The organism is Salmonella sp. 2018103, assembly GCF_026247685.1.
Classification (GTDB): Bacteria; Pseudomonadota; Gammaproteobacteria; order Enterobacterales; family Enterobacteriaceae; genus Salmonella; species Salmonella enterica.
Genome location: NZ_CP111029.1, coordinates 1,939,951 through 1,960,875 on the forward strand (window position 1 = coordinate 1,939,951; position 20,925 = coordinate 1,960,875).

A 20,925-nucleotide genomic window follows, 5' to 3' on the forward strand; every position below is an offset into this window, starting at 1 on the left:
TGTTCATAACCCATTGTTTCATGACGTTGATTTTATTCTGGCAATGCCTGACTTGTTTCTGGTTCTATGTCTTGTGCAGATAGTAAGATACATAGTCTAACGTCAATAAAACTAAAATAGATGTCTATTACAGAGGTAAAGTGATAGTTTATTCAGTACAATCAATTAATTATTGTTAATACCAAAGAGACAACTATAGATAAACAACTAACTGAATTTAAAACTACATTCACTTATCTCATTGTAACTGTATTGGGTTGATTTATATGCGGAAATAGAGATTCGATATCATTAGTACTTTATAAGTAAACATAAATTTTTAATTACCAGAATTATTATATCCCTGTGTGGAAGGTAACATTTCATCTATTCTCATTCTTGTAGTGACACAGTAAATTTGGTCACCTGATTAAAGGTGATATTCTCACCTCAACACAAAACAGGTGACTTAATGAACAAGAAAACCGGACAAATTAATGGATACATCTTGAACGACTACAATAGCGTCACACCTCACCATTATAACGGTGCACTGATGCCGGAAGAACCTGAGAACAGGTACCGTTTTTACTGTAAAACCGTGACCAATAGTGTCGATGCGCAGCAAAACGTATAATCCGTTGATAGGGCGTACAGGTGTGGCACTGGGCAAAACGTTCAGTGGCAAGGACTGGAGCTGGCGGCATTTGGCAAATAGAATGTTGACCATGCGATAAACGCCACTTCCGCTACATGTTCTGAGTGGTGGCGTTTGCGTTATATCGTCACAGACAGCGCCTCAGGGCGCTGTTTTCGATCGGATATGTCGCTTTCGCAGGAGGGGACGTTATTCGGCGACCAGCCACATATCAGCCTCTTCAAACATCTCTTCCAGCATACGGTGCAGCCGTTCTTTCTCGGTTTTTGTACAGTCACTGTTTAATGCGTTCGCCTGCATTGGCTTAACTTTCACTTGCGCATCGGGAAAAAGTTGATGTACACGTTTTGTGAGTTCATTGAGGATGATTTCGCGTGCGCCTGGCAAACCTTCAACATTTCGCTTGTCATAAACGAGTTCGACGAACATCGCCATTTCCTTTTTACTGGTTGGATGACCAGTATTTAAGCTGGGTATATAACTGGTGTCAAGGTTTAGCCGCCGTTTTGTCATCCTGACGTTGCGGGCGTAAAGTAAATTGACCGCACGTGGAAGTAAAGGTCGCTAACCTGTTGTCGTGTCATGAGGTTAGCGACTCTCTCTTCACAGCGGTGTCCTGCTACCTGATGGTAAATTCCAGGGCACGACTAAAATCGCAATCGGCCAATACAACAGGGTCGCCTTTTCTGACAATAATGCTATTTGTGCCCAGGCATTTTCGGCTCTGTTTCCCCTTAATTTTGTTATCATCAGTGAGCCAGCGCTGGTTATCATTACCCGTGCATGAATAAAGAATGATTGGCGTGCCTTCTTTCGTACCCTGTCCTGCAGCATCCAGACATTTCTCACCCTGCATGATTCTGTCTCGGTGAAATGAGAAAAGCTGAGATTGCACATGCTTACACTCCCGCAGCGTCAAACGATTCTGTTGATCTGGGCCTGTATCAAGGCACAGACCATCAGTTGTCCGAATTTGTTCCGCGTCATTTATGTAATAACCACCGGAATTAATTTGGTTTTGTGTAATGACCGGGAACGACAAATTAATACTATAAGGTGCGGGTAAGCCGTTCGTCGTACATCCAGATAAAATAGAGGAGAGGCAGAGAACCAGTGTAGTTTTTCCTGAAAGCAAAGTCATTCAATTATTACCCTAAAAATAAATAGCGTTACAACTATATTGGCGATTTATACCCACTGAATATGACGTAGCATTGAGCGGCAATAGAGATAATTCCGATAGAATCACATAAATACTTCGGTTAAATGCGCGCAGCCAGCCACTCCTGTGACGATGGGTATATAGCGTTAAATACTTTTGCAATATTAGATGCTATCACAGTGAAAAACGGCTGTACATTTCTTCACGTTAAACAAAGTGAGAAGGGGGCTGACACCCGATATATGATAAGAGAGGTCACGGGAGTCATCAGCAAAATAAATCCTTTAGATTTTCGCCACTGAAAACATTCTGCAGCCTTTCAGACAAAGCCTCATAGCAGACTGCGGAGGTATACGGGCTCGCTAAATTTTTCTGAAAAAATGCCGAGGGACGAATTATGAAAGATAAACGTTGGCGGCGGTAGGTCCGCGGAGGCCATTAATACGACAAAACTCAACGCGTATACCGGGGATAAGCGCTTCTGTTTCGTGTTGGCTAAATGCTGAAATGTGGACCTGAACATCTTTGCGTCCATCGGAGGGGGTGATGAGACCTTTACCGCTCTTACAATCAAAGGTTTTGACAATTCCTGTCATTTTACGAGACAAACAAATTCCTTAATGGGGATAACGGGGCGCACTATACACGTCAGGAAAAATAATGCCAGCTATATTTGATGGCAATCAAGATTTCCGGATGGCTAAAAGTAGTCGTTCGGCACCATTGTAGATAAATAACATTATGTTCTGGAGAAAGTATTCCCTTTCCTGGCGTCGTTGGTTGGTGCGGACATCATGGGTTTTGCCGTCGGGCAGGATGGTGAACTAATCTGCCTGGCTTGCTTTTTATCGGTATTTGCAGGCGGTTGCGGGGTTTTACTACCAAAATCGTAGATAAAAATTTCCCATGATGTCTGTTGTAAACCAGAACAATGGCCTGAACTGGCCAAAACATGGAATGAAAAAATAAGTAATGTCCAAAGCATAAAAGCATGATGTCTCATAACACCTCCTGTTATATGTAATGACTTGTGAAGTTCATCTAATGAATTATGGAACGTCATTGGCATTTTTTATTCAACGAAGAGTTAACCACTCTTAATAATAATGGGTTTTATAGCGAAATAGACTTTTTTATCGCGCGTTCAATATTTGCGTCTGTTATTATTTTTCTGGAATGTAAATTTTCTCTCAACACGGGTGATATTTATGTTGGAATTGTGGTGTTGATTCTATTCTTATAACAAGAAATGTTGTAACTGATAGATATATTAAAAGATTAAATCGGAGCGGGAATAAATCGTGCTAAGCATTATCGTGAATATGATTACAGCGCCTGCGATGACATATAACGGTATTGCGGCTGGAGCGTCACGTGAGGACTGTGAAGCACAATGCGATATGTTCTGGTTATATGGCGAGTTTGCTTAATGACATGTTTTTAGCCGATCGGCGTCAGGTTTCTTAATGTGGTTGTGATGGTTTTTCTTTAAATATCAAATGGTTGTATGGCGAGTTTGTTGTTCTATAGTGGCTAAACACTTTATGGTTTCTGTTAAAAATATATGCGTGAGAAAAATTAGCATTCAAATCTATAAAAGTGAGATGACATTGTAGAACCGGTTACCTTAAGGAGCGATAGAGAACTTCGGTAGTAAAAATCTCTTTCAGGAAGTAAACGTATCAGGAGCGATAGTGGTGAATTATTCGTGGTTTTGTCGATTCGGCATAGTGGCGATAACTGAATGCCGGATCGGTACCGCAGGTGTTTAAACACACCGTAAATAATAAGTAGTATTAAGGAGTTGTTATGAAAAATATTATTTTATCCACTTTAGTTATTACTACAGGCGTTTTGGTTGTAAATGTTGCACAGGCCGATACTAACGCCTTTTCCGTGGGGTATGCACAAAGTAAAGTTCAGGATTTCAAAAATATCCGAGGGGTAAATGTGAAATATCGTTATGAGGATGACTCTCCGGTAAGTTTTATTTCCTCGCTAAGTTACTTATATGGAGACAGCCAGGCTTCCGGGTCTGTTGAGTCTGAAGGTATTCATTACCATGACAAGTTTGAGGTGAAGTACGGCTCTTTTATGGTTGGGCCAGCCTATCGATTGTCTGACAATTTTTCGTTATACGCGCTGGCAGGTGTCGGCACGGTAAAGGCGACGTTTAAAGAACATTCCACTCAGGATGGCGATTCTTTTTCTAACAAAATTTCCTCAAGGAAAACGGGATTTGCCTGGGGCGCAGGTGTACAGATGAATCCGCTGGAGAATATCGTCGTCGATGTTGGGTATGAAGGAAGCAACATCTCCTCTACAAAAATAAACGGCTTCAACGTCGGGGTTGGATACCGTTTCTGAAAAGCATAAGCTATGCGGAAGGTTCGCCTTCCGCACCGCCAGTCAATAAAACAGGGCTTCTTTACCAGTGACACGTACCTGCCTGACTTTTCTCTCTTCGTCATACTCTCTTCGTCATAGTGACGCTGTACATAACATCTCACCAGCATAAGCACAGATAAAGGATTGTGGTAAGCAATCAAGGTTGCTCAGGTAGGTGATAAGCAGGAAGGACAATCTGGTGTAAATAACGCCAGATCTCACAAGATTCACTCTGAAAAATTTTCCTGGAATTAATCACAATGTCATCAAGATTTTGTGACCGCCTTCGCATATTGTACCTGCCGTTGAACGACTACTGAAAAGTAGCAAGGTATGTATCTTATCCAGGAGAGCACCTTTTTTGCGCCTGGCAGAAGTCCCCAGCCGCCACTAGCTCAGCTGGATAGAGCATCAACCTCCTAAGTTGATGGTGCGAGGTTCGAGGCCTCGGTGGCGGTCCAATGTGGTTATCGTATAATGTTATTACCTCAGTGTCAGGCTGATGATGTGGGTTCGACTCCCACTGACCACTTCAGTTTTGAATAAGTATTGTCCTGCAATACTGTTACAGAATAATTTCATTTATTACGTGACAAGATAGTCATTTATAAAAAATGCACAAAAATGTTATTGTCTTTTATTACTTGTGAGTTGTAGATTTTTCTTATGCGGTGAATCCCCCTTTGCGGCGGGGCGTCCAGTCAAATAGTTAATGTTCCTCGCGAGCCATATTGACTGTGGTATGGTTCACCGGGAGGCACCCGGCACCGCAATTTTTTATAAAATGAAATTCACACCCTATGGTTCAGAGCGGTGTTTTTCTACATCAGGTGGGCAAGCATAATGCAGGTTAACGTGAAAGATACGAGCAATAGCAGAAACCAGTGATTTCGTTTATGGCCTGGGGATTTAACCGCGCCAGAGCGTATGCAAGACCCTGGCGCGGTTGGCTGATAATCGTTCAATAGTGCGAATATGAATGGTTACCAGCCGCTGTGAATTCTACCTGGGCCACTTAATAAAGCAAAACATTTAAACGCTCAACAACGACAATTAAGACAGTTCGAACTTTTCTTTAAAAATAGGATTAGCCATGTTTAAAAGTGGTTACTAATTAGCCATTATTTTATTGTAGTGATTCACATATTTTTTAACGTTACGTTACAGGAAGGTTGAAGTGGAAATGCCTGATGAGCCTTCAGGCATTTCTGAAGGTTAGTTAGCTAAGGAACAGTTACTGAGAACAGGTTTATCATCACCTTCCACTAGTTCAGCCGTTTTGCCTTTGGTATAAAGTTTATAAGTATAATTTTTGTCTATGGCTTCGTAATTTGCTCCGGAGGCCATTTTCATTAACCGCATCGGGATCATCTCGTTTACCTGACTGATAATCGCATAGGCGTTTCCAGCCTCAGTGTTGACGTAAATCACCTCCATAACCTGGTTATCATTACAGGTGTATATAGATTTAGAAATCTCCTGCGAAGCTGCTATAGAGGTGGTACTGGCGCTAAGCGCAGCGAGAAAGAGGGTAAATGGGATCAATTTACGTTTCATCATTAGTATCCTTTGTGCATAAAATTGTCGTTAATTCCCTGAAGAACGGGAGATAAAGCGGCATCAATACGATGAATGCTGTAGTATTCCTGTTACTGACGAAAAATGCGCCAGAAAAGCGTATTATAATTTATCCATCACTGACATATGTGATGAGTAGACAAATCTTAAAATCATAAACTATAGGCTGCAAATCATTATGGCGCGATAGAAAATGATTGTCACCACTGCTCAATACTATGGCATAAAAACCGAAGAAAACGGTACTGTTCACTGTCTCGTTTCATACGGTATCTGTCAGTGAAACTATTTCTTCAAATGATGGTCTTTTTATTATCGATCAGATAATGGCATCAACAGGGGTTATTCAGGAGTATATGTGAAAAAGTGGCTTATAGGAGGGATATTGATCGCAAGTTTTCTGACCGGTTGTCTGATGTGGCACAACATTGATAAATGGTTTAATAAAGATATCGAATTTTTCTACGCCGGAGACGATGACTAAAATTCCTGTCAGCTGGCAACGGGTGTCATATCTTCAGGTATGGCGCCCGGAGTAGCCGGGCGCAAATTGTAGATGTATAAATGTCATTTCAAATGTCATTTCATTAAAATTTTAGCGACAACATGGACAGCCACTATCGCGTGCTAACGACCCTCTGAAGTCACAAGATGAATAAGCCAGTTTTTTGTTTCAGCGGTGACTGAAACATATTTTGTTCCTGGTGGGCTTACCGCCAGTTGCTGAAAAAGACAACGATGATGTAACTGTTGCAGAGACTGATGAATACGACGACCGTGAATTTTATTTTTGGCGACCATATTTCCTCCCAAAAGGCCGCCCGAAGGCGGCGCTGGGTTTGATAATGGAGAAGGGCGTTGGTCACTGCCATAACCAACCTGTATACATTAATGCAATTGATAATCATTATCAATTGGACTGGTGAAGAAAAATTGTAAAGATGAAGGGACTGCGGAAATGGCAATGAACGGGATGAGATTTTTCGTTAACCACTTAAATTTGTGACTAAAAAAAGGCTTTTATAGGCTTGAAAATGTTTTTTCCGTCCCTATGTAGTCAGTGGACAAGCAATGCTTGCCTTGATGTTGAACTTTTGAATAGTGATTCAGGAGGTTAATGATGGCACTCAGAACCTTGTCAGCACTTCCCGTGTTTGCTGATTCTCTTTTCTCTGACCGTTTCAACCGTATTGATAGACTTTTCAGTCAATTAACAGGAGATACGCCAGTCGCTGCGACGCCAGCTTACGATCTGCAAAAGCGCGATGCGAATAACTATCTGCTTACCGTGAGCGTTCCTGGCTGGAAAGAGGAAGAGCTTGAAATTGAAACGGTTGGCGGCAACCTGAATATTACGGGTAAACACACTGAAGATACGGTAGAGGATCAGACGCACTGGATTTATCGGGGTATTCGTAAGGCGGATTTCCAGTTGAGTTTTTCTTTGCCTGAACATGCTAAGGTGAATAATGCGAAACTGGAACAGGGCCTCTTGTTGGTAGAGATTTACCAGGAGATCCCTGAAAGCGAGAAACCGAAAAAAATTGCCATAGAAAGTAAACCAAAGGCGATTGAACACAAATCATAATCGCGTTAATGGAGGCCCGTTTAGACGGGCCTTCATTGCCTGTAGCGAAAAGTATCCCGTCATGCTTGTAGGCACAGATCGCTAAATATTATAACCCTGACCTCTATATTATCCCGTGCCACTGACCTCGTCGCCATTGGACGGCGGTAAGTTGGAATTATCCGCGAGGTCAGTCCAATTTTTGTCCACTCTCGACATTCTGCCTGTTATGGGCGCGATATCTGAACATAAATTCGTATAGCGGTTCATCATTTTCACCGCGTTGATGCTATTTCTGCTAACACTACTTTCATACGTAAAAAAGCTGATGCTTTTTACCTTATTTAATCGAGGCAGGTATGAAATTAGCGCTCGTCAATCGGCAGGTCATTTTACCGGAAAGCAGAACCGAGTCCTTCCAGTGCCATGCCTCTACGCTTGTTCGCTTACCGTGCGGTACGCTCGTGGCCGCATGGTTCGCGGGGTTGCGCGAAGGAAGCGAAGATACAGCCATCTGGCTATCTCGCTATGAACATAATATCTGGACAACACCGCAGCGAGTGGCGGCACGCGAGGGGGAAGCGCACTGGAATCCGGTGTTATTTTACCCGTCGGATAAATTGTGGTTATTTTATAAAGTAGGCAGTGACGTACACGTGTGGAAAACCTGGTTTATCATCTCCAGCGATCGAGGATTTACCTGGAGTACGCCAGCTCCGTTGGTTAACGATGATATTTTGCCGCGCGGTCCCGTAAAAAATAAACTCCTGCTGGCATCAAATGGCGCCTGGATTGCGCCAGGGTCGATTGAAAGTCCTGAACGGTGGAGGGCATTTGTGGATCGATCCTCTGACGAAGGAAAACACTGGAATATCTCTTTTGTTCCGCTGGAGCCTGATAACGCTATTTCCGGGACAAACGTAGCGTTGTGGGATGGTGTAAAAAAGGGGATGTTGTGGGAATGTTGTCTGGAAAACCTCCTGCGCTGGGATGGCGTTATTCAGCCTACGCTGTGGGAGTCTTCTCCGGGGCATATCCATATGTTGTTACGAAGCACACGCGGGGCAATTTTTCGCAGTGATTCAATCGACTATGGCGCTACCTGGTCTGTTGCCCGCGCGACATCTTTACCGAATAATAATAGTGGTATCGATCTGGTTAGTATGCAGGATGGTACGCTGATTCTTGCGTTAAATCCGGTCAACGGCAACTGGGGAAAGCGCTATCCGCTTTCACTGATTGCTTCCCAGGATAATGGCGAATCATGGCTACCGCTACTGGACCTGGAAAGTGACCACGGTGAGTATTCTTATCCCGCTATTATTAGCGAGGGCGGCGTCGTACATATCACCTACACGTGGAACCGGAAAAATATCGTATATTGTCGATTACAAACGGTATAAGGCGCTATCAGTCGAAACCGATAGCGCTGGAATAATAATGCCTTGCCCGGCGTGCTCTCTCACGCCGGGATGGCCGAAATAGTCATGATTTACCGGGTAACATCCTTGAAAATGTATCGTCTTTTTGTATGTAATGGTGAAACAACGCCGCTGCTGCATGCATGGCAATCAGGAAATAGCCGATATTGGCCAGCATTTCATGAATACGCTTTATATCCGATTTTAGGGTGCTATCTGGCGTCAAAAATACCGGTACAGTAAAACCAAAAAAGCTCCAGCTTTTCCCGCCTGACGCCATCATCGCGACGCCCAGCAGCGGTAAGGCGAGAAAAGTGAAATAAAGCGCGATATGCATTAATTTAGCGGCTACGTGCTGCCAGTGAGGAGGGGGAGGCGTAATGACCGGATCCGGGTATTTGTGTTTAAGATATAACCGTAAAAACATCAGCGCCCAGACCAGAACGCCCATATCATAGTGCATGTCTTTCATAAACAGGTAAACGCTGGAGCCTTTTGGCGCCCACCCCCGTAACTCAATAGCAGCATATGCGATGCCTGTCAGGAGCAGTGTTAACCAGTGAAGCGTTATTTGCAGTCTTGAGAAATGTGCCATTATTATTATCCTTTATTAACAACTGCTTGTAGAGTATGCGTAAAATCTTAACAGAACCTTAAAGCGGGGGCTGAGTCGCAAGGAACAGACAGAGATAGCGGCACGTAAAATGGGATAAAAAGCCGGCGGCATCGCCGGCTTACTGTTGTTATTGTCCTCTTACGACAACACAGGTTTTACCATAAAACGGATATGAGCCCGTAGTTTCATAATCAACACTCGACACTAAAGAAATATCGCCCGCTTTTTTCGCTGAATCAATAGATGCGTCGCCGGTATTTACAATACCCAATACCGTTTGCGCACACGCTTTACCGGTTTTGGTTGCCGGGAGACTCGTGGCAGTAATTGGCCCTTTAACATCCGTATATAAGCCAATCCCTGTCGGTGATGGTCCTGTAGCACACCCCGTTAAAAGAGAACCAATAAAGATAATTGAAAAAATGTGTTTTTTATTTGTCATGGGATTAGTCCATTATAAATTAATAGAAAATTTACCGTCCGAAAATGTCCGGACAGTCATTTAAAAAGTGGTGTATATTAAATATGCGATATTACTCTTTGCACCCTCCTGTTGATGTCGTACCTGATGGACAAATATCCGTTGAAGCCGGATATATTCCCCACGCCGTGTTTTTATAACTTGCGCATCCTGTCAGTAATGAGAACAGTACGGCTAAAAAAATCATCACGAGCCCTGGCGGCGTTAACATTTTTCGGTTGGACTCCATAGCATGTCATTTCATCGGGTTGCCATATGACTGGCGTTCTGCCGGTAAGTTTCATTAACGCCCGGTTCGTTTAATATTGGTTTAGGTTTAAAGCCAGGAGGCGCTAATTACGATACCTTCTTACGTTTCAGCACTAACTAATAACGTTGAGAAAATGAACAGCGTCGGATGGGAAGACGTAATACAGAATAGAAAGGAAATAAGAGAATAAGATGGCGTTAATTAACCCGGTATTCCTGGCATCATTTCTCTTGCGTTTTATCCCCATCAAAAGGGGCCTTTAGCCCACGTTGGCGCTCCCGGCGTTTGTGCGTATGATGTTTTTAAAAGATCGTCATACTTTCTGTTCTGCATCAATTTTTTCATTACAAATGCTCGCCATAATGCCGTCCTCAGGAGGCCTCCCGACGTTTATGCTGCGCCGGGAGGAACAAAAACAACGTATAATCTGGGGTAAACTGATGATTAAAGGCAAACTGGCGCTCATAACGTGCGCGATGGCTCTGGCATTCACCTCGCCGCTTTTCGCTGCGTCGGACACGGCAGATGGCCATACCTTAAAGCTGGCCATTGGCCCTGAGCCAACGGAAGGCTTTGATCCTATGCTGGGCTGGAGCCACGGCAGTTACTTATTGCTTCATGCGCCGTTGCTCAAGCAAAACGCCGATATGAGTTGGGGTAATTTACTGACGGAAAAAGTGGACACCAGCCCCGATGGTAAAACCTGGATACTGACCTTAAAACCCGATCTGAAATTCTCCGATGGCTCGCCATTGACTGCCGAAGATGTCGTTTTTACATATAACAAAGCGGCGAAGAGTGGCGGTAAAATTGACATGGGCAACTTTAGTCATGCGCGAGCGCTGGATGCGCGCCGAATTGAGATGACGCTGAGCCATCCGCAGAGCACCTTTGTGAATGTACTCGGGTCGTTAGGGATTGTTCCTGCCAGCCGTTATGATGAAAAAACGTTCGCCCGCGAACCGGTAGGCGCCGGTCCGTACCGACTGGTCAGCTTTCAGCCGGGTCAGCAACTGATCGTTGAAGCTAATCCCTGGTATGCGGGTAAAAAGAATGACTTTAACCGGCTGGTTTTTGTCTTTCTGGATGAAGATAATGCTTATGCCGCCGCGCGCAGCGGACAGTTGGGACTGGTGCGCATTGCCCCTTCTATGGCGGTGGCTCCGCAGCAGGATAATCTTAAACTCTGGGTACGCGATAGCGTTGAAAACCGGGGCATAGTCTTCCCGATGGTGCCAGCCGGTAAAAAGGATGCTAACGGTTATCCTGTCGGCAACGATGTGACCGCTGATGTCGCTATCAGACGCGCAATTAACTATGCCATTAATCGTAAGCAACTAGCGGAACAGGTGATGGAAGGCCATGCGATACCCGCCTATAGCGCGGTGCAGGGATTGCCGTGGCAAAATCCTTCAGTGGTATTCAGCGATGGCGATATTGCAAAAGCGCGCGCCATCCTGGAAGAGGCTGGCTGGAAGATAAACAGTGCGGGCGTGCGTGAAAAAGCAGGTAAAGAAGCGCGTCTGACCTTATGGTATGCCAGTGGCGACAGCACCCGGCGGGATCTGGCCGAGGCGGTGCGCGCCATGTTGCAGCCTTTAGGCATTGTCGTCTCGTTGCAATCGGGAAGCTGGGAAACCGTAGAGCGCCATATGCACGCTAACCCTACGCTGTTTGGCTGGGGAAGTCTGGACCCGATGGAACTCTTCCATCACTACAGCGGGAAAGCCGCTGGTGTGGAATATTATAACCCGGGCTATTACAGCAACCCTGCGGTAGAAGCACATCTGAAACAGGCTATAGATGCGCCTGACTGGCAAAAGGCGATTCCTTTCTGGCAGCAGGTTGAGTGGGATGGAAAGCAGGGCGCGGGCGTCCAGGGCGATGCGGCATGGGCATGGCTGCTTAATATTCAGCATACCTATCTGGCCAACCCCTGTATTGATCTGGGAAAAGGCGCGCCAGAAATCCACGGTAGCTGGTCGGTGTTAAACAATCTTGATGACTGGACCTGGACCTGTCGGTGATGAAATTGTTCTTCAGTCATTTTTTGCGGCTGATTATTCTGTTGGTGCTGGTGGCTGCCGGCACCTTCATTTTGCTTAGCTTTTCGCCCGTTGATCCTATCCGCGCTTATATTGGCAACGATCTGCTCCATGTTCCGCCAGAACAATATGCGCGGATTGCGGCGCGCTGGGGGCTTGACCAGCCGCTGTGGGAGCGTTTCGGTCACTGGTTTTGGCGTTTGCTCCAGGGTGACATGGGGTATTCCATGCTGTTCAACATGCCTGTCGCCAACGTGATCCGGGAACGTTTTGCAACGTCATTCGCGCTGCTGGCAGGCGCCTGGCTATTGTCTGGTGTGTTGGGCGTGACATTGGGTTTTCTGGCCGGACGTTTTCTCCACCGTTGGCCGGATAAGATGATTTGCCGTATCAGCTACTTATTGTCATCGTTGCCCACTTTCTGGATAGCAATGCTGCTGCTGGCGCTGTTTGCCGTCCGCTGGCCGGTATTACCTGTTTGTTGCGCCTGGGACCCCGGAAATAATGCAGGAACAGCTCTTTTATCGGAACGTTTACGCCATCTTGTGTTGCCGGTATGTGCGTTAAGTCTGTTGGGCATGGGGCAAATTGCGCTGCATACGCGAGAAAAAATAGCCAGCGTAATGAAGAGCGAATTTATTCGTTTTGCACGCGCTCAGGGGGATAAAGGATGGTCGCTGTTACGTCACCAGGTGTTACGTCATGCGATTACCCCAGCACTCTGTTTACAGTTTGCTTCTCTGGGCGAACTGATGGGGGGGGCGTTACTGGCAGAAAAAGTCTTTGCGTATCCGGGGCTGGGACAGGCCACTATCGATGCCGGCCTGCGTGGCGATGTCCCGCTACTCATGGGGATCGTTTTATTCTGTACGCTATTAGTGTTTGCCGGAAATACGATTTCAGCCTGGCTTGTGGTGGTGCTTAATCGATCGCTGGAGCGTCCCGATGCTCTATAATCCTGCCCCGACATTGCTTCGTCTGATCCTCTCCGTTACCTGCCTGCTGTTTATTGCCGGATACGGTTATGCCACGTTGAGCCAGCCGCCAGAGGTTAATCTGCTTGCCCGGCATCTGTCGCCTGATATCCAGCACTGGTTTGGCACCGATAATCTGGGGCGCGATGTATGGCTTCGTTGCTTTCAGGGGGCCTTCACCAGTTTACAAATTGGCGTTGGCGCCGCGTTGTGCAGCGGCGTTATTGCGCTAGTGATGGCGGCAGCGGCGCGTATTCATCCCCGGCTGGACCTCCTGATGCGGCTGATAACCGATGCCATGCTCGCCATGCCACATTTACTTTTGCTGATCCTTATCTGTTTTACGCTCGGCGGCGGTAAAAGCGGCGTCATTGCGGCCGTGGCGTTAACGCACTGGCCCCGTCTGGCGCTGATTCTGCGCGCCGACGCGGAGCGGGTAGCGCAGAGTGACTACCTGACATTGACCTATCGTCTGGGGCATGGACACCTTTATTGCTGGCGATATCACTATTTTCCGGCGCTATTGCCGCAATGGTTGACGGGAACGTTATTGATGTTTCCTCATGCGGTATTGCACAGCGCGGCGTTAAGTTTTCTGGGGTTTGGGCTGGCGCCGCATGAGCCTTCGCTGGGGCTGTTGCTGGCGGATGCGTTACGGTTTATTAGCCATGGAAACTGGTGGCTGGTGCTGTTTCCCGGCCTAATGTTATTCACGCTGGTGATGCTCTTCGATCAGTTTGCGCGCGCCATTCAGCGGCTGTGGCTAAGGAGTGACGTATGCTGAGTTTACAACAGGTTACGCTGGAAAGCGCGCGTTATCGCTGGTATGGCGCGAGACGCTGGTCGCCGTTATTACAGAATGTCTCTTTTGATATCGCGCCCGGCGAAATGGTGGCATTGGTTGGCGGCAGCGGGGAGGGCAAAAGTCTGCTGCTGCAATGCCTGCTCGATCTGCTGCCGGAAAATTTACGCTTTCGGGGGGAAATTACGCTTGATGGCAACCGGCTGGACAGACATACCATCAGGCAGCTTAGGGGCAATACGTTTAGCTACGTGCCGCAGGGGGTACAGGCGCTTAATCCCATGCTGAATATCAGAAAACATTTGAACAGAGCATGTCATCTGACCGGACACGCCTGGGATGAGACGCAGATGGTACAGCTATTGCAGCAAAGCGATCTCGAACCGACAGTCCTGGAACGCTTTCCTCGCCAGCTCTCCGGCGGGATGGCTAAACGAATTCTGGCGTGCCACGCCTCGCTCAGCCAGGCTCGTTATATCCTCGCGGATGAGATCACCGCCTGGCTTGATACGGCACTGGCAAACCAGTTGCTTGAGCACTTGCGAGGTCTCTGCGAGCGGGGATGCGGCGTGCTGTGGGTGACTCATGACCTGCTGCTGGCGGCGCGGTATGCCGATCGCATTGTGGCGCTGCATCAGGGTTATATCACGGACAATATTCGCCGTGAACGATTACAGCCGGAAGAGATGAGTGAGCCGTTAAAACGACAATGGCAAGCATTGCCTGAACTAAACCCGTTATTTATGCCGACCGGAGAGGGAATAGAATGCTAAGTTGCCGCGACCTCGTTATTCGTCAGGGTGGGAAAGTCTTATGGCAGAACCTGACGTTTACGATTTCTGCCGGTGAACGGGTAGGAATTCATGCGCCAAGCGGAACGGGGAAAACAACGTTGGGGCGCGTCCTGGCCGGATGGCAAAAACCGACGGCGGGCGACGTTCTGCTGGACGGTAGCCCGTTACCCCTGCATCAGTATTGTCCGGTACAGCTTGTCCCCCAGCATCCTGAACTGACGTTTAATCCCTGGCGAAGCGCCGGAGACGCTGTGCGTGATGCCTGGCAGCCTGACCCGGAAACGATGAGGCGTTTGCATGTGCAGCCCGAGTGGCTGACGCGTCGGCCAATGCAGCTCTCAGGCGGGGAGTTGGCGCGAATTGCGATACTGCGCGCGCTTGACCCGCGAACGCGTTTTCTGATTGCCGACGAAATGACGGCGCAACTCGATCCGTCTATTCAAAAAGCGATATGGGTATACGTGCTTGAGGTGTGTCGCAGCCGTTCATTAGGGATGTTGGTGATTAGTCATCAGTCTGCGCTACTTGATCAAGTCTGTACCCGCCATTTACAGGTGGAATAGCCGCAAGTCGTTTCTCCGCATTGCCGTGTCGCCGTTAACGCACCGGGAACCCATGGGTTCCCGGTATTGCCGGCAGAGATTTTACTGCATGACGCGTTTATCTGCGTTTTTTGCATCAGCGGTATTACTGTAGTCCCTGGCCTCTTCAACCTGTACAGGGGCTCTGACGACCAGACTTGGCAGCGCCAGTTCGATATCATTCTCAATGAGTTTTTCAATAATACGGATATTTATCTCTTGCTGAATATCCATGTATTTATTGTAATCCGCGGTATTGACGATATGCACCACCTCATAGGTCAGCCGATCCTGACCAAAGGCCAGTAGATGGGCGCGGTCGAATTGTGTTTCGCCGACATCGGTAATAATCTTTTTCACCATATCGCCGATGAGGCGTAACTTTTCCGGCGGTGTCGCAGTGGCGACGCCAAAAGTAAACACGATACGACGCGTTTGCATCCGCTTATAGTTGTGTATGGTTTGCTGCAACAACTGCGCGTTTGCACAAACGATCTGTTCGCCGCTGAGGCTACGGATGCGGGTGGTTTTCAAACCGATATGTTCAATCGTACCGGCTACATCATTAAAGACGACGAAATCGCCGATCTCGAAGGGCTTATCGAAACCAATCGACAGCGAAGCGAAGACATCGCTCAGAACGGTTTGTACCGCCAGGGCAATAGCAATACCGCCCACGCCGAGGCTTGCTACCAGTGCAGTAATATCCACGCCGACGTTCGCCAGGATGGAGAGCAGCATCATAGACCAGACGAGCACGCGCAAAATCATACCAAGAATGACTAACGTCACCGGGTTTTTATTGGAGCCTGGGGCATACAGTAAATGACGCATCCATGACTGTACGCCCTGATCAAGCCAAATCGCCATTTGAATCGCAACCACTAAAAACCAGGCGTGAGAGAGGGTAGAGAATAACCGGTCGGGCAGGGCGACAAAGCGCAGACTAAAGAGAAATGCGGCAAAAAAGATTAGCATTTTACTGGTCTTTTTCAGCATCTCGAAAACAATAGGCCGCAGCCGCCCATGAGCGTCATCCTTTTTATCCGGGCGTTGTAGCGCTTTATAGACCACATTAAGTAGCCAGTTGATGAGCCAGTAAGTAATGAGGGTGACGAAAAAAACGACCGCCAGATTGATCCAGAACGTCGTTGACATCAGCATCGCAACGATATTTAGTCGTGCTAAATACTCCATTTTACCTCCGATGAAAAGCAGATGAACATTACAGTATAGACGTCACATCACGGAGGCCGATTTCCGGCTTTACTATTGCTGTTTTATTCAGCACTTTTGTTCAAAAAGCATGAAAAAGAGGGGTAGCCGTTTGGCTATCCCGGCGTTTCTGTGCAGACTTATCTACTCCTCTTAATAAAATAAGGAGTCATTTATGCAACAAGAACATCGTGAGTGTATTGAGCAGTGTTATGAATGCGCGGCGGCGTGTGATATCTGCGCCTCTTCTTGTCTGCGTGAAGATAACGTCGAAATGATGAAGCACTGCATCCAGTTAGATATGCAATGTGCGGCCATTTGTCGCCTGGCGGCGCAATTTATGGCATTGGAAAGCGAGTACTCACAAAAATTATGCCGCCTGTGCGCGGATATCTGCAAAGCCTGCGCCGAAGAGTGCGCAAGGCACGATCACGACCATTGCCAGAATTGCGCGCGGGCATGCAGCCAATGCGCAGACGCCTGCCTTAAAATGGCCGCGTAATTTTTCTTCCGCCATTAGCTCAACCGGATAGAGCATAGAGCTTCTACCTCTAAGGTTCGGGGTTCAATTCCTCGATGGCGGACCAGTTGATATCAAAAAAGGCCACCTGCGCGGTGGCCGCTGAGTTTTTGTTGAAATAAATGTAATGTTATAATATAACAATCATCTTTCTAAGAAAGATGAGGGTAACGTTTTGGTGATTCATTTAAAAAAACTGACAATGCTTCTGGGAATGCTGTTGGTAAATAGTCCTGCCTTCGCGCATGGTCATCATGCTCATGGCGCGCCGATGACGGAGGTTGAGCAAAAAGCGGCAGCGGGCGTGTTTGATGACGCTAATGTACGCAATCGCGCGCTCACCGACTGGGATGGTATGTGGCAATCCGTCTATCCTTATCTGGTCAGCGGCGAGCTGGACCCTGTCTTCAGACAAAAGGCGAAGAAAGACCCGGAGAAAACGTTTGAGGATATTAAAGCGTATTATCGCAAAGGATACGCGACGAATGTTGAGACTATTGGCATTGAAAATGGCGTTATAGAATTCCATCGCAACAATAACGTTGCATCCTGTAAATACAATTATGCCGGTTATAAAATTCTGACTTACGCATCGGGTAAAAAAGGGGTGCGCTATCTGTTCGAATGTAAAGATGCGAATAGCAAAGCGCCTAAATATGTTCAGTTTAGCGATCATATCATTTCCCCGCGCAAATCGGCGCATTTCCATATCTTTATGGGAAATACCTCGCAGCAGGCATTGTTGCAAGAGATGGAAAACTGGCCTACCTATTATCCTTATCAGTTAAAGGCGAATGAGGTCGTTGACGAAATGCTACATCATTAAGTCTGATTACAATGTTAAAAGCTCGCTATTCATAGCGAGCTTTTTTTCTGCCGTTATGCCATATTTCTGGCAATCAATATAAAAAATACCTGCGCCCCGGAGCAATGATGACGCTGTCCATACCGCCCTCGATTCAATGCCAAACGGATGCGGCGTGTCGCCTGATTACTCGTGTCACAGGCGATACGTTGCGTGCTATTCATTTATATGGTTCCGCTGTCGCGGGCGGTCTGAAGCCAAACAGCGACATTGATCTGCTGGTGACAATATGCCAGCCGCTGACGGAGACCCAACGCGCAACGCTGATGCAGGAATTGCTGGCGCTTTCATCGCCGCCGGGGGCGTCGGCAGAAAAACGCGCTCTGGAGGTCACTGTCGTGCTTTATTCGCAGCTGGTTCCCTGGTGTTTTCCACCTTCCAGGGAAATGCAATTTGGCGAGTGGCTAAGAGAGGACATTTGTCAGGGGATTTATGAACCAGCGCAGCAGGACTGGGACATGGTGTTACTGATAACCCAAATTCTGGAAACCAGTATACCGCTAAAGGGCGAACGCGCGGAACGGCTGTTCACGCCAGCCCCTGCGGCGCAGTTGCTGAAGGCCTTGCGTTATCCCCTCGACCTTTGGCAATCCACGGCAGATGTGCAGGGAGATGAGTATCATATCGTTTTAACCCTGGCGCGTATCTGGTACACCCTTTCTACCGGGAAATTTACCTCTAAGGATGCGGCGGCTGACTGGCTGTTACCTCAGTTGCCAGAAGATTATGCTGCTACGTTGCGTGCAGCGCAGCGTGAATATTTAGGTCTGGAGCAAAAGGACTGGCATATTTTGCTGCCTGCGGTCGTACGCTTTGTGGATTTTGCCAAAACGCACATCCCCACGCAGTTCACATAAGATGCCCCAGGACGTCTGTCAGGTTGCGCAAACGGCGTTCCTCAACTACTACTTAATAGGTTCTCATCGCTGAAGTAAGCAGATGATCTTATGCGGGCCATCGAATGGATATTCCCACATGGCTCTCGTTTTGTTGAGGTGGATATGACTGGTTCCGCATCATCTGTTTTAAAGACAGATACAAGGTTATTGAGCGAAAACCTGTTTCTTAATTATGGTCTGGAGTCCTTATTTAAGGACGTCGCAATAATAGCTGGCAACGTAAATTATATTATTTTTGATATCGACGATTACTACACCGTACAGCATTATATTACTTCCACATTTAAAACGGTACTCATTGGGATTGTTACCCATAATGAATATAACTTTATTGATGAACATCATGCCATATATCGAATAAAGGTCGATGCCTCTATAGCTGAGTGGCGTGAATTACTGATTTTGGCCGCTGCTGGTCAATTTTTTCCCAGGTCAGAGAAAGTCAGATTAACGGCGAATGAAAGAAATGTTTTGGCGATGCTTGTTAAAGGAATGGATATCCGACAAATAAGCTGTGAGCTGAATGTACATTTAAAAACTATTTACTCAGTACGCTACCATGTTCTGACTAAATTAGGTTGTAGAACAGTTCTGGATTATCAAATACTGTCCGTCTCTAAAGCCTTTACGCACTGGCTGACAATAAATAATGTCGATAATGTAATTTCACGTGTAAATAGTAAGGTCATTGCTTAATAATGATTTGCTTCTGATGGCGTTTAGGTTCACTATGCTTTCTTACATCATCATGAGGCCAGACAGGCATGGCTACTTTTAGTATTAGCGCAATGGCGGCGCAGTGTGGTGTCACAACAGCAAATATCAGGTCCTGGGAACGCTATGGCCTGCTTCAACCTACCAAAGATGAAGCTGGCAATCGTTTTTATTGCATAGAAGATGCTATCAGAATACAGCATATTATCGACGCGTTAAGCAAAGGCTTTTCATTAAAAGAGATTAAACCTGCCCTCTATGGTGAAGAAACGCATTGCCGCTCGGGATGGTTATTCTACCAGGAAGAGATTTTAGCGCAGTGTAGAAAATTCGAACCCGCCAAATTGCGAAAATTACTCTGGCGTTATGGTCGGGAAATTCCGCCGTGTATCGTAATTGAGTCAATACTGCGTCCTTTACGGCTGTGGTTGTCCGCAGGCGATGATGATGCACGCCGATTTGAAAAGGCATTACTGGATACTGCGATTATTGAATACGCCACGTTCCAGCTAAGTAGCGTACGAAAGGCGCCAGCAGGCACAATGCTTATTGCTGCGTTTTCGCTGAACGACCCCATTGAGCTATGGCTGGAAACGATTAAATATTGTAGTGAAGGTATGCGAGTTGAAGTCATCCCCTGGCAGGCGCCGATGCCCGATCTTTTATCAACGTCTTTCGAGCATATTGTTCTGTGGCATGATGAGACATTAACTCCCGCCCAGGAAAATCTTATTCAGGCGTTAAAAGAATCGGGTAAATTTAGTCTTCATGTGAAAAATGGCTCAGGCTTAACATTACTGCCAGCCGTATACCGGCAGCATGAGATGCCAGAAAGCATGCAGCATGTTGCACCGCAAATCCATGCAAACGGCTACGAAAAATCAGGTACCGCACGTTGAGGCATCTGCATTATTAACGAACAGGGGAGGAGTAACCCCCTCCCTTGTTTATACCCTTCATACTTCAAGTTGCTTATGTGTTGGCTACGGATTACTCGGCCCATCCATGGGCCTCGCCCTGACGGGCCGTCGCACGCGACGTTCAAATCTGCTCCCGGCAGATTTGTCGTTCACCCCAGTCACATAGTTATCTATGCTCCTGGGGACTCACTCCCTTGCCGCCTTTAAGCAACTCGAATTATTTTGGGTATATATTAGATGTCGTCAGGTGTCTGAAACAAAACGGCTTCTAAGGCATTACGGTAAATATCAAGCTGCACTACGTCTTTTTCTGTTTCCAGTTTTTCAATAAGTTTGGCGATGATATCCTTATTTGAGACATGCTGCTGCGATTGCAATAGTTCGTAAGTAATTTCCTGAATAGCTCGCTGTTCACATAACATATGTGCAGAAAAAGGATTGCCAGTACTATTTTGTTCGTTGACTAGTGTAATGGTAGTCATATTTCACCATATTC

25 protein-coding genes, 2 tRNA genes and 1 pseudogene are annotated in these 20,925 nt (G+C 46.7%); 19 read left to right on the forward strand and 9 right to left on the reverse strand.

The features are described 5' to 3' along the window. The first annotated feature begins 451 nt into the window (after positions 1–451). Together OLG56_RS09305 and OLG56_RS22300 are read left to right on the forward strand one after the other, a co-directional pair. Positions 452–616, forward strand: coding sequence for a hypothetical protein (locus OLG56_RS09305; protein WP_023214508.1), 165 nt, complete (start codon positions 452–454; stop codon positions 614–616). Beyond that, positions 591–674, forward strand: a pseudogene (locus OLG56_RS22300) (hypothetical protein); the annotation flags it as partial. The gene OLG56_RS09305 and the pseudogene OLG56_RS22300, both read left to right, overlap by 26 nt. 152 nt (positions 675–826) lie before the next feature. Here OLG56_RS22300 and msgA read toward each other — a convergent pair. The 4 genes from msgA to pagD all read right to left on the reverse strand — a co-directional run bounded on the left by msgA (position 827) and on the right by pagD (position 2,802). Then, positions 827–1,066 carry a virulence protein MsgA gene (msgA, locus tag OLG56_RS09310; protein WP_000497451.1) on the reverse strand — a complete coding sequence of 80 codons (240 nt, stop codon included), beginning with the start codon at positions 1,064–1,066 and terminating at the stop codon, positions 827–829. Positions 1,067–1,256: 190 nt separating this feature from the next. Further along, positions 1,257–1,778: a ricin-type beta-trefoil lectin domain protein gene (locus tag OLG56_RS09315; RefSeq protein WP_024134268.1), complete on the reverse strand. Its 522-nt coding sequence runs from the start codon at positions 1,776–1,778 to the stop codon at positions 1,257–1,259. Between the two features lie 416 nt (positions 1,779–2,194). Continuing rightward, complete coding sequence (gene cspH / locus OLG56_RS09320) at positions 2,195–2,407, reverse strand: cold shock-like protein CspH (RefSeq protein WP_001529140.1); 213 nt, start codon at positions 2,405–2,407, stop codon at positions 2,195–2,197. Positions 2,408–2,538: 131 nt separating this feature from the next. Further along, the gene (gene pagD, locus OLG56_RS09325) at positions 2,539–2,802 is read right to left on the reverse strand and encodes a virulence protein PagD (protein ID WP_001531085.1); all 264 of its coding nucleotides are present in this window, start codon (positions 2,800–2,802) and stop codon (positions 2,539–2,541) included. An 806-nt stretch (positions 2,803–3,608) separates the two neighbouring features. Between pagD and pagC the strand changes: the two genes are divergently transcribed. Both pagC and OLG56_RS09335 read left to right on the forward strand, forming a co-directional pair. Continuing rightward, positions 3,609–4,166, forward strand: coding sequence for a virulence membrane protein PagC (gene pagC, locus OLG56_RS09330; RefSeq protein ID WP_000789469.1), 558 nt, complete (start codon positions 3,609–3,611; stop codon positions 4,164–4,166). Positions 4,167–4,571: 405 nt separating this feature from the next. Then, a tRNA-Arg gene (locus OLG56_RS09335) sits at positions 4,572–4,648 on the forward strand. Positions 4,649–5,402: 754 nt separating this feature from the next. Here OLG56_RS09335 and OLG56_RS09340 read toward each other — a convergent pair. Further along, positions 5,403–5,747, reverse strand: a complete 345-nt coding sequence (locus OLG56_RS09340) for a c-type lysozyme inhibitor (protein WP_000977725.1) — start codon at positions 5,745–5,747, stop codon at positions 5,403–5,405. Between the two features lie 376 nt (positions 5,748–6,123). Between OLG56_RS09340 and OLG56_RS09345 the strand changes: the two genes are divergently transcribed. From OLG56_RS09345 to OLG56_RS09360, 4 genes are all read left to right on the forward strand, one after another. Continuing rightward, positions 6,124–6,249 carry a hypothetical protein gene (locus OLG56_RS09345; RefSeq protein ID WP_000758944.1) on the forward strand — a complete coding sequence of 42 codons (126 nt, stop codon included), beginning with the start codon at positions 6,124–6,126 and terminating at the stop codon, positions 6,247–6,249. Between the two features lie 211 nt (positions 6,250–6,460). Continuing rightward, positions 6,461–6,691 (forward strand): hypothetical protein, encoded by a 231-nt coding sequence (locus tag OLG56_RS09350; RefSeq protein ID WP_077908890.1) that lies wholly within the window; start codon positions 6,461–6,463, stop codon positions 6,689–6,691. A gap of 194 nt (positions 6,692–6,885) precedes the next feature. Further along, the gene (locus OLG56_RS09355; RefSeq protein WP_001218117.1) at positions 6,886–7,353 is read left to right on the forward strand and encodes an Hsp20 family protein; all 468 of its coding nucleotides are present in this window, start codon (positions 6,886–6,888) and stop codon (positions 7,351–7,353) included. A 338-nt stretch (positions 7,354–7,691) separates the two neighbouring features. After that, complete coding sequence (locus OLG56_RS09360; RefSeq protein ID WP_000761750.1) at positions 7,692–8,735, forward strand: sialidase family protein; 1,044 nt, start codon at positions 7,692–7,694, stop codon at positions 8,733–8,735. A gap of 82 nt (positions 8,736–8,817) precedes the next feature. Here OLG56_RS09360 and OLG56_RS09365 read toward each other — a convergent pair whose 3' ends face one another. Continuing rightward, complete coding sequence (locus OLG56_RS09365) at positions 8,818–9,348, reverse strand: cytochrome b (protein WP_000929971.1); 531 nt, start codon at positions 9,346–9,348, stop codon at positions 8,818–8,820. A 148-nt stretch (positions 9,349–9,496) separates the two neighbouring features. Then, a complete protein-coding gene (locus tag OLG56_RS09370; protein WP_000182479.1) occupies positions 9,497–9,811 on the reverse strand; it encodes a TRL-like family protein in 315 nt (104 codons plus the stop codon). Positions 9,812–10,492: 681 nt separating this feature from the next. Between OLG56_RS09370 and OLG56_RS09375 the strand changes: the two genes are divergently transcribed. From OLG56_RS09375 to OLG56_RS09395, 5 genes are read left to right on the forward strand one after another with little or no spacing between them, the layout of a single operon-like run. Next, complete coding sequence (locus tag OLG56_RS09375) at positions 10,493–12,127, forward strand: ABC transporter substrate-binding protein (RefSeq protein WP_023229708.1); 1,635 nt, start codon at positions 10,493–10,495, stop codon at positions 12,125–12,127. Next, positions 12,127–13,101, forward strand: a complete 975-nt coding sequence (locus tag OLG56_RS09380; RefSeq protein ID WP_001736289.1) for an ABC transporter permease — start codon at positions 12,127–12,129, stop codon at positions 13,099–13,101. Before OLG56_RS09375 ends, OLG56_RS09380 begins: the two co-directional genes overlap by 1 nt. Beyond that, positions 13,091–13,903, forward strand: coding sequence for an ABC transporter permease (locus OLG56_RS09385; protein ID WP_000966647.1), 813 nt, complete (start codon positions 13,091–13,093; stop codon positions 13,901–13,903). The genes OLG56_RS09380 and OLG56_RS09385 overlap by 11 nt, the downstream gene beginning before the upstream one ends. Continuing rightward, positions 13,897–14,694 (forward strand): ATP-binding cassette domain-containing protein, encoded by a 798-nt coding sequence (locus OLG56_RS09390; protein ID WP_061377377.1) that lies wholly within the window; start codon positions 13,897–13,899, stop codon positions 14,692–14,694. Before OLG56_RS09385 ends, OLG56_RS09390 begins: the two co-directional genes overlap by 7 nt. After that, a complete protein-coding gene (locus OLG56_RS09395; RefSeq protein WP_000947460.1) occupies positions 14,688–15,278 on the forward strand; it encodes an ATP-binding cassette domain-containing protein in 591 nt (196 codons plus the stop codon). Before OLG56_RS09390 ends, OLG56_RS09395 begins: the two co-directional genes overlap by 7 nt. 81 nt (positions 15,279–15,359) lie before the next feature. Here OLG56_RS09395 and OLG56_RS09400 read toward each other — a convergent pair whose 3' ends face one another. Continuing rightward, positions 15,360–16,493 (reverse strand): mechanosensitive ion channel family protein, encoded by a 1,134-nt coding sequence (locus tag OLG56_RS09400; protein WP_023217442.1) that lies wholly within the window; start codon positions 16,491–16,493, stop codon positions 15,360–15,362. A gap of 193 nt (positions 16,494–16,686) precedes the next feature. Between OLG56_RS09400 and OLG56_RS09405 the strand changes: the two genes are divergently transcribed. The 6 genes from OLG56_RS09405 to OLG56_RS09430 all read left to right on the forward strand — a co-directional run bounded on the left by OLG56_RS09405 (position 16,687) and on the right by OLG56_RS09430 (position 20,408). Continuing rightward, positions 16,687–17,013 (forward strand): four-helix bundle copper-binding protein, encoded by a 327-nt coding sequence (locus tag OLG56_RS09405; RefSeq protein WP_001183699.1) that lies wholly within the window; start codon positions 16,687–16,689, stop codon positions 17,011–17,013. Positions 17,014–17,021: 8 nt separating this feature from the next. Next, a tRNA-Arg gene (locus OLG56_RS09410) sits at positions 17,022–17,098 on the forward strand. Positions 17,099–17,209: 111 nt separating this feature from the next. After that, positions 17,210–17,857 (forward strand): metal-binding protein ZinT, encoded by a 648-nt coding sequence (gene zinT, locus OLG56_RS09415; RefSeq protein ID WP_162264637.1) that lies wholly within the window; start codon positions 17,210–17,212, stop codon positions 17,855–17,857. A gap of 107 nt (positions 17,858–17,964) precedes the next feature. After that, positions 17,965–18,753 carry a cryptic aminoglycoside nucleotidyltransferase ANT(3'')/ANT(9) gene (gene aadA, locus OLG56_RS09420; RefSeq protein ID WP_079900434.1) on the forward strand — a complete coding sequence of 263 codons (789 nt, stop codon included), beginning with the start codon at positions 17,965–17,967 and terminating at the stop codon, positions 18,751–18,753. A 144-nt stretch (positions 18,754–18,897) separates the two neighbouring features. After that, entirely contained in the window at positions 18,898–19,491 is a 594-nt protein-coding gene (locus OLG56_RS09425; protein WP_079841459.1) for a helix-turn-helix domain-containing protein, read from the forward strand. A 68-nt stretch (positions 19,492–19,559) separates the two neighbouring features. Then, positions 19,560–20,408: a MerR family transcriptional regulator gene (locus OLG56_RS09430; RefSeq protein ID WP_000190263.1), complete on the forward strand. Its 849-nt coding sequence runs from the start codon at positions 19,560–19,562 to the stop codon at positions 20,406–20,408. 254 nt (positions 20,409–20,662) lie between these two features. Here OLG56_RS09430 and OLG56_RS09435 read toward each other — a convergent pair whose 3' ends face one another. Continuing rightward, complete coding sequence (locus OLG56_RS09435) at positions 20,663–20,911, reverse strand: biofilm/acid-resistance regulator YmgB/AriR (RefSeq protein ID WP_000208086.1); 249 nt, start codon at positions 20,909–20,911, stop codon at positions 20,663–20,665. Between the last annotated feature and the right edge of the window lie 14 nt (positions 20,912–20,925).

Excerpts from the sequence above, each read along its gene's own strand:
- OLG56_RS09395 (WP_000947460.1), top strand. The coding sequence starts at position 14,688 with ATGCTAAGTTGCCGCGACCTCGTTATTCGTCAGGGTGGGAAAGTCTTA.
- OLG56_RS09365 (WP_000929971.1), bottom strand. The coding sequence starts at position 9,348 with ATGGCACATTTCTCAAGACTGCAAATAACGCTTCACTGGTTAACACTG.
- aadA (WP_079900434.1), top strand. The coding sequence starts at position 17,965 with ATGACGCTGTCCATACCGCCCTCGATTCAATGCCAAACGGATGCGGCG.
- OLG56_RS09385 (WP_000966647.1), top strand. The coding sequence starts at position 13,091 with ATGCTCTATAATCCTGCCCCGACATTGCTTCGTCTGATCCTCTCCGTT.
- OLG56_RS09405 (WP_001183699.1), top strand. The coding sequence starts at position 16,687 with ATGCAACAAGAACATCGTGAGTGTATTGAGCAGTGTTATGAATGCGCG.
- OLG56_RS09305 (WP_023214508.1), top strand. The coding sequence starts at position 452 with ATGAACAAGAAAACCGGACAAATTAATGGATACATCTTGAACGACTAC.
- OLG56_RS09435 (WP_000208086.1), bottom strand. The coding sequence starts at position 20,911 with ATGACTACCATTACACTAGTCAACGAACAAAATAGTACTGGCAATCCT.
- pagC (WP_000789469.1), top strand. The coding sequence starts at position 3,609 with ATGAAAAATATTATTTTATCCACTTTAGTTATTACTACAGGCGTTTTG.
- OLG56_RS09375 (WP_023229708.1), top strand. The coding sequence starts at position 10,493 with ATGCTGCGCCGGGAGGAACAAAAACAACGTATAATCTGGGGTAAACTG.
- OLG56_RS09315 (WP_024134268.1), bottom strand. The coding sequence starts at position 1,778 with ATGACTTTGCTTTCAGGAAAAACTACACTGGTTCTCTGCCTCTCCTCT.
- OLG56_RS09390 (WP_061377377.1), top strand. The coding sequence starts at position 13,897 with ATGCTGAGTTTACAACAGGTTACGCTGGAAAGCGCGCGTTATCGCTGG.
- OLG56_RS09430 (WP_000190263.1), top strand. The coding sequence starts at position 19,560 with ATGGCTACTTTTAGTATTAGCGCAATGGCGGCGCAGTGTGGTGTCACA.
- OLG56_RS09360 (WP_000761750.1), top strand. The coding sequence starts at position 7,692 with ATGAAATTAGCGCTCGTCAATCGGCAGGTCATTTTACCGGAAAGCAGA.
- pagD (WP_001531085.1), bottom strand. The coding sequence starts at position 2,802 with ATGAGACATCATGCTTTTATGCTTTGGACATTACTTATTTTTTCATTC.
- OLG56_RS09400 (WP_023217442.1), bottom strand. The coding sequence starts at position 16,493 with ATGGAGTATTTAGCACGACTAAATATCGTTGCGATGCTGATGTCAACG.
- OLG56_RS09355 (WP_001218117.1), top strand. The coding sequence starts at position 6,886 with ATGGCACTCAGAACCTTGTCAGCACTTCCCGTGTTTGCTGATTCTCTT.
- OLG56_RS09340 (WP_000977725.1), bottom strand. The coding sequence starts at position 5,747 with ATGATGAAACGTAAATTGATCCCATTTACCCTCTTTCTCGCTGCGCTT.
- msgA (WP_000497451.1), bottom strand. The coding sequence starts at position 1,066 with ATGTTCGTCGAACTCGTTTATGACAAGCGAAATGTTGAAGGTTTGCCA.
- OLG56_RS09370 (WP_000182479.1), bottom strand. The coding sequence starts at position 9,811 with ATGACAAATAAAAAACACATTTTTTCAATTATCTTTATTGGTTCTCTT.
- OLG56_RS09425 (WP_079841459.1), top strand. The coding sequence starts at position 18,898 with ATGACTGGTTCCGCATCATCTGTTTTAAAGACAGATACAAGGTTATTG.
- OLG56_RS09380 (WP_001736289.1), top strand. The coding sequence starts at position 12,127 with ATGAAATTGTTCTTCAGTCATTTTTTGCGGCTGATTATTCTGTTGGTG.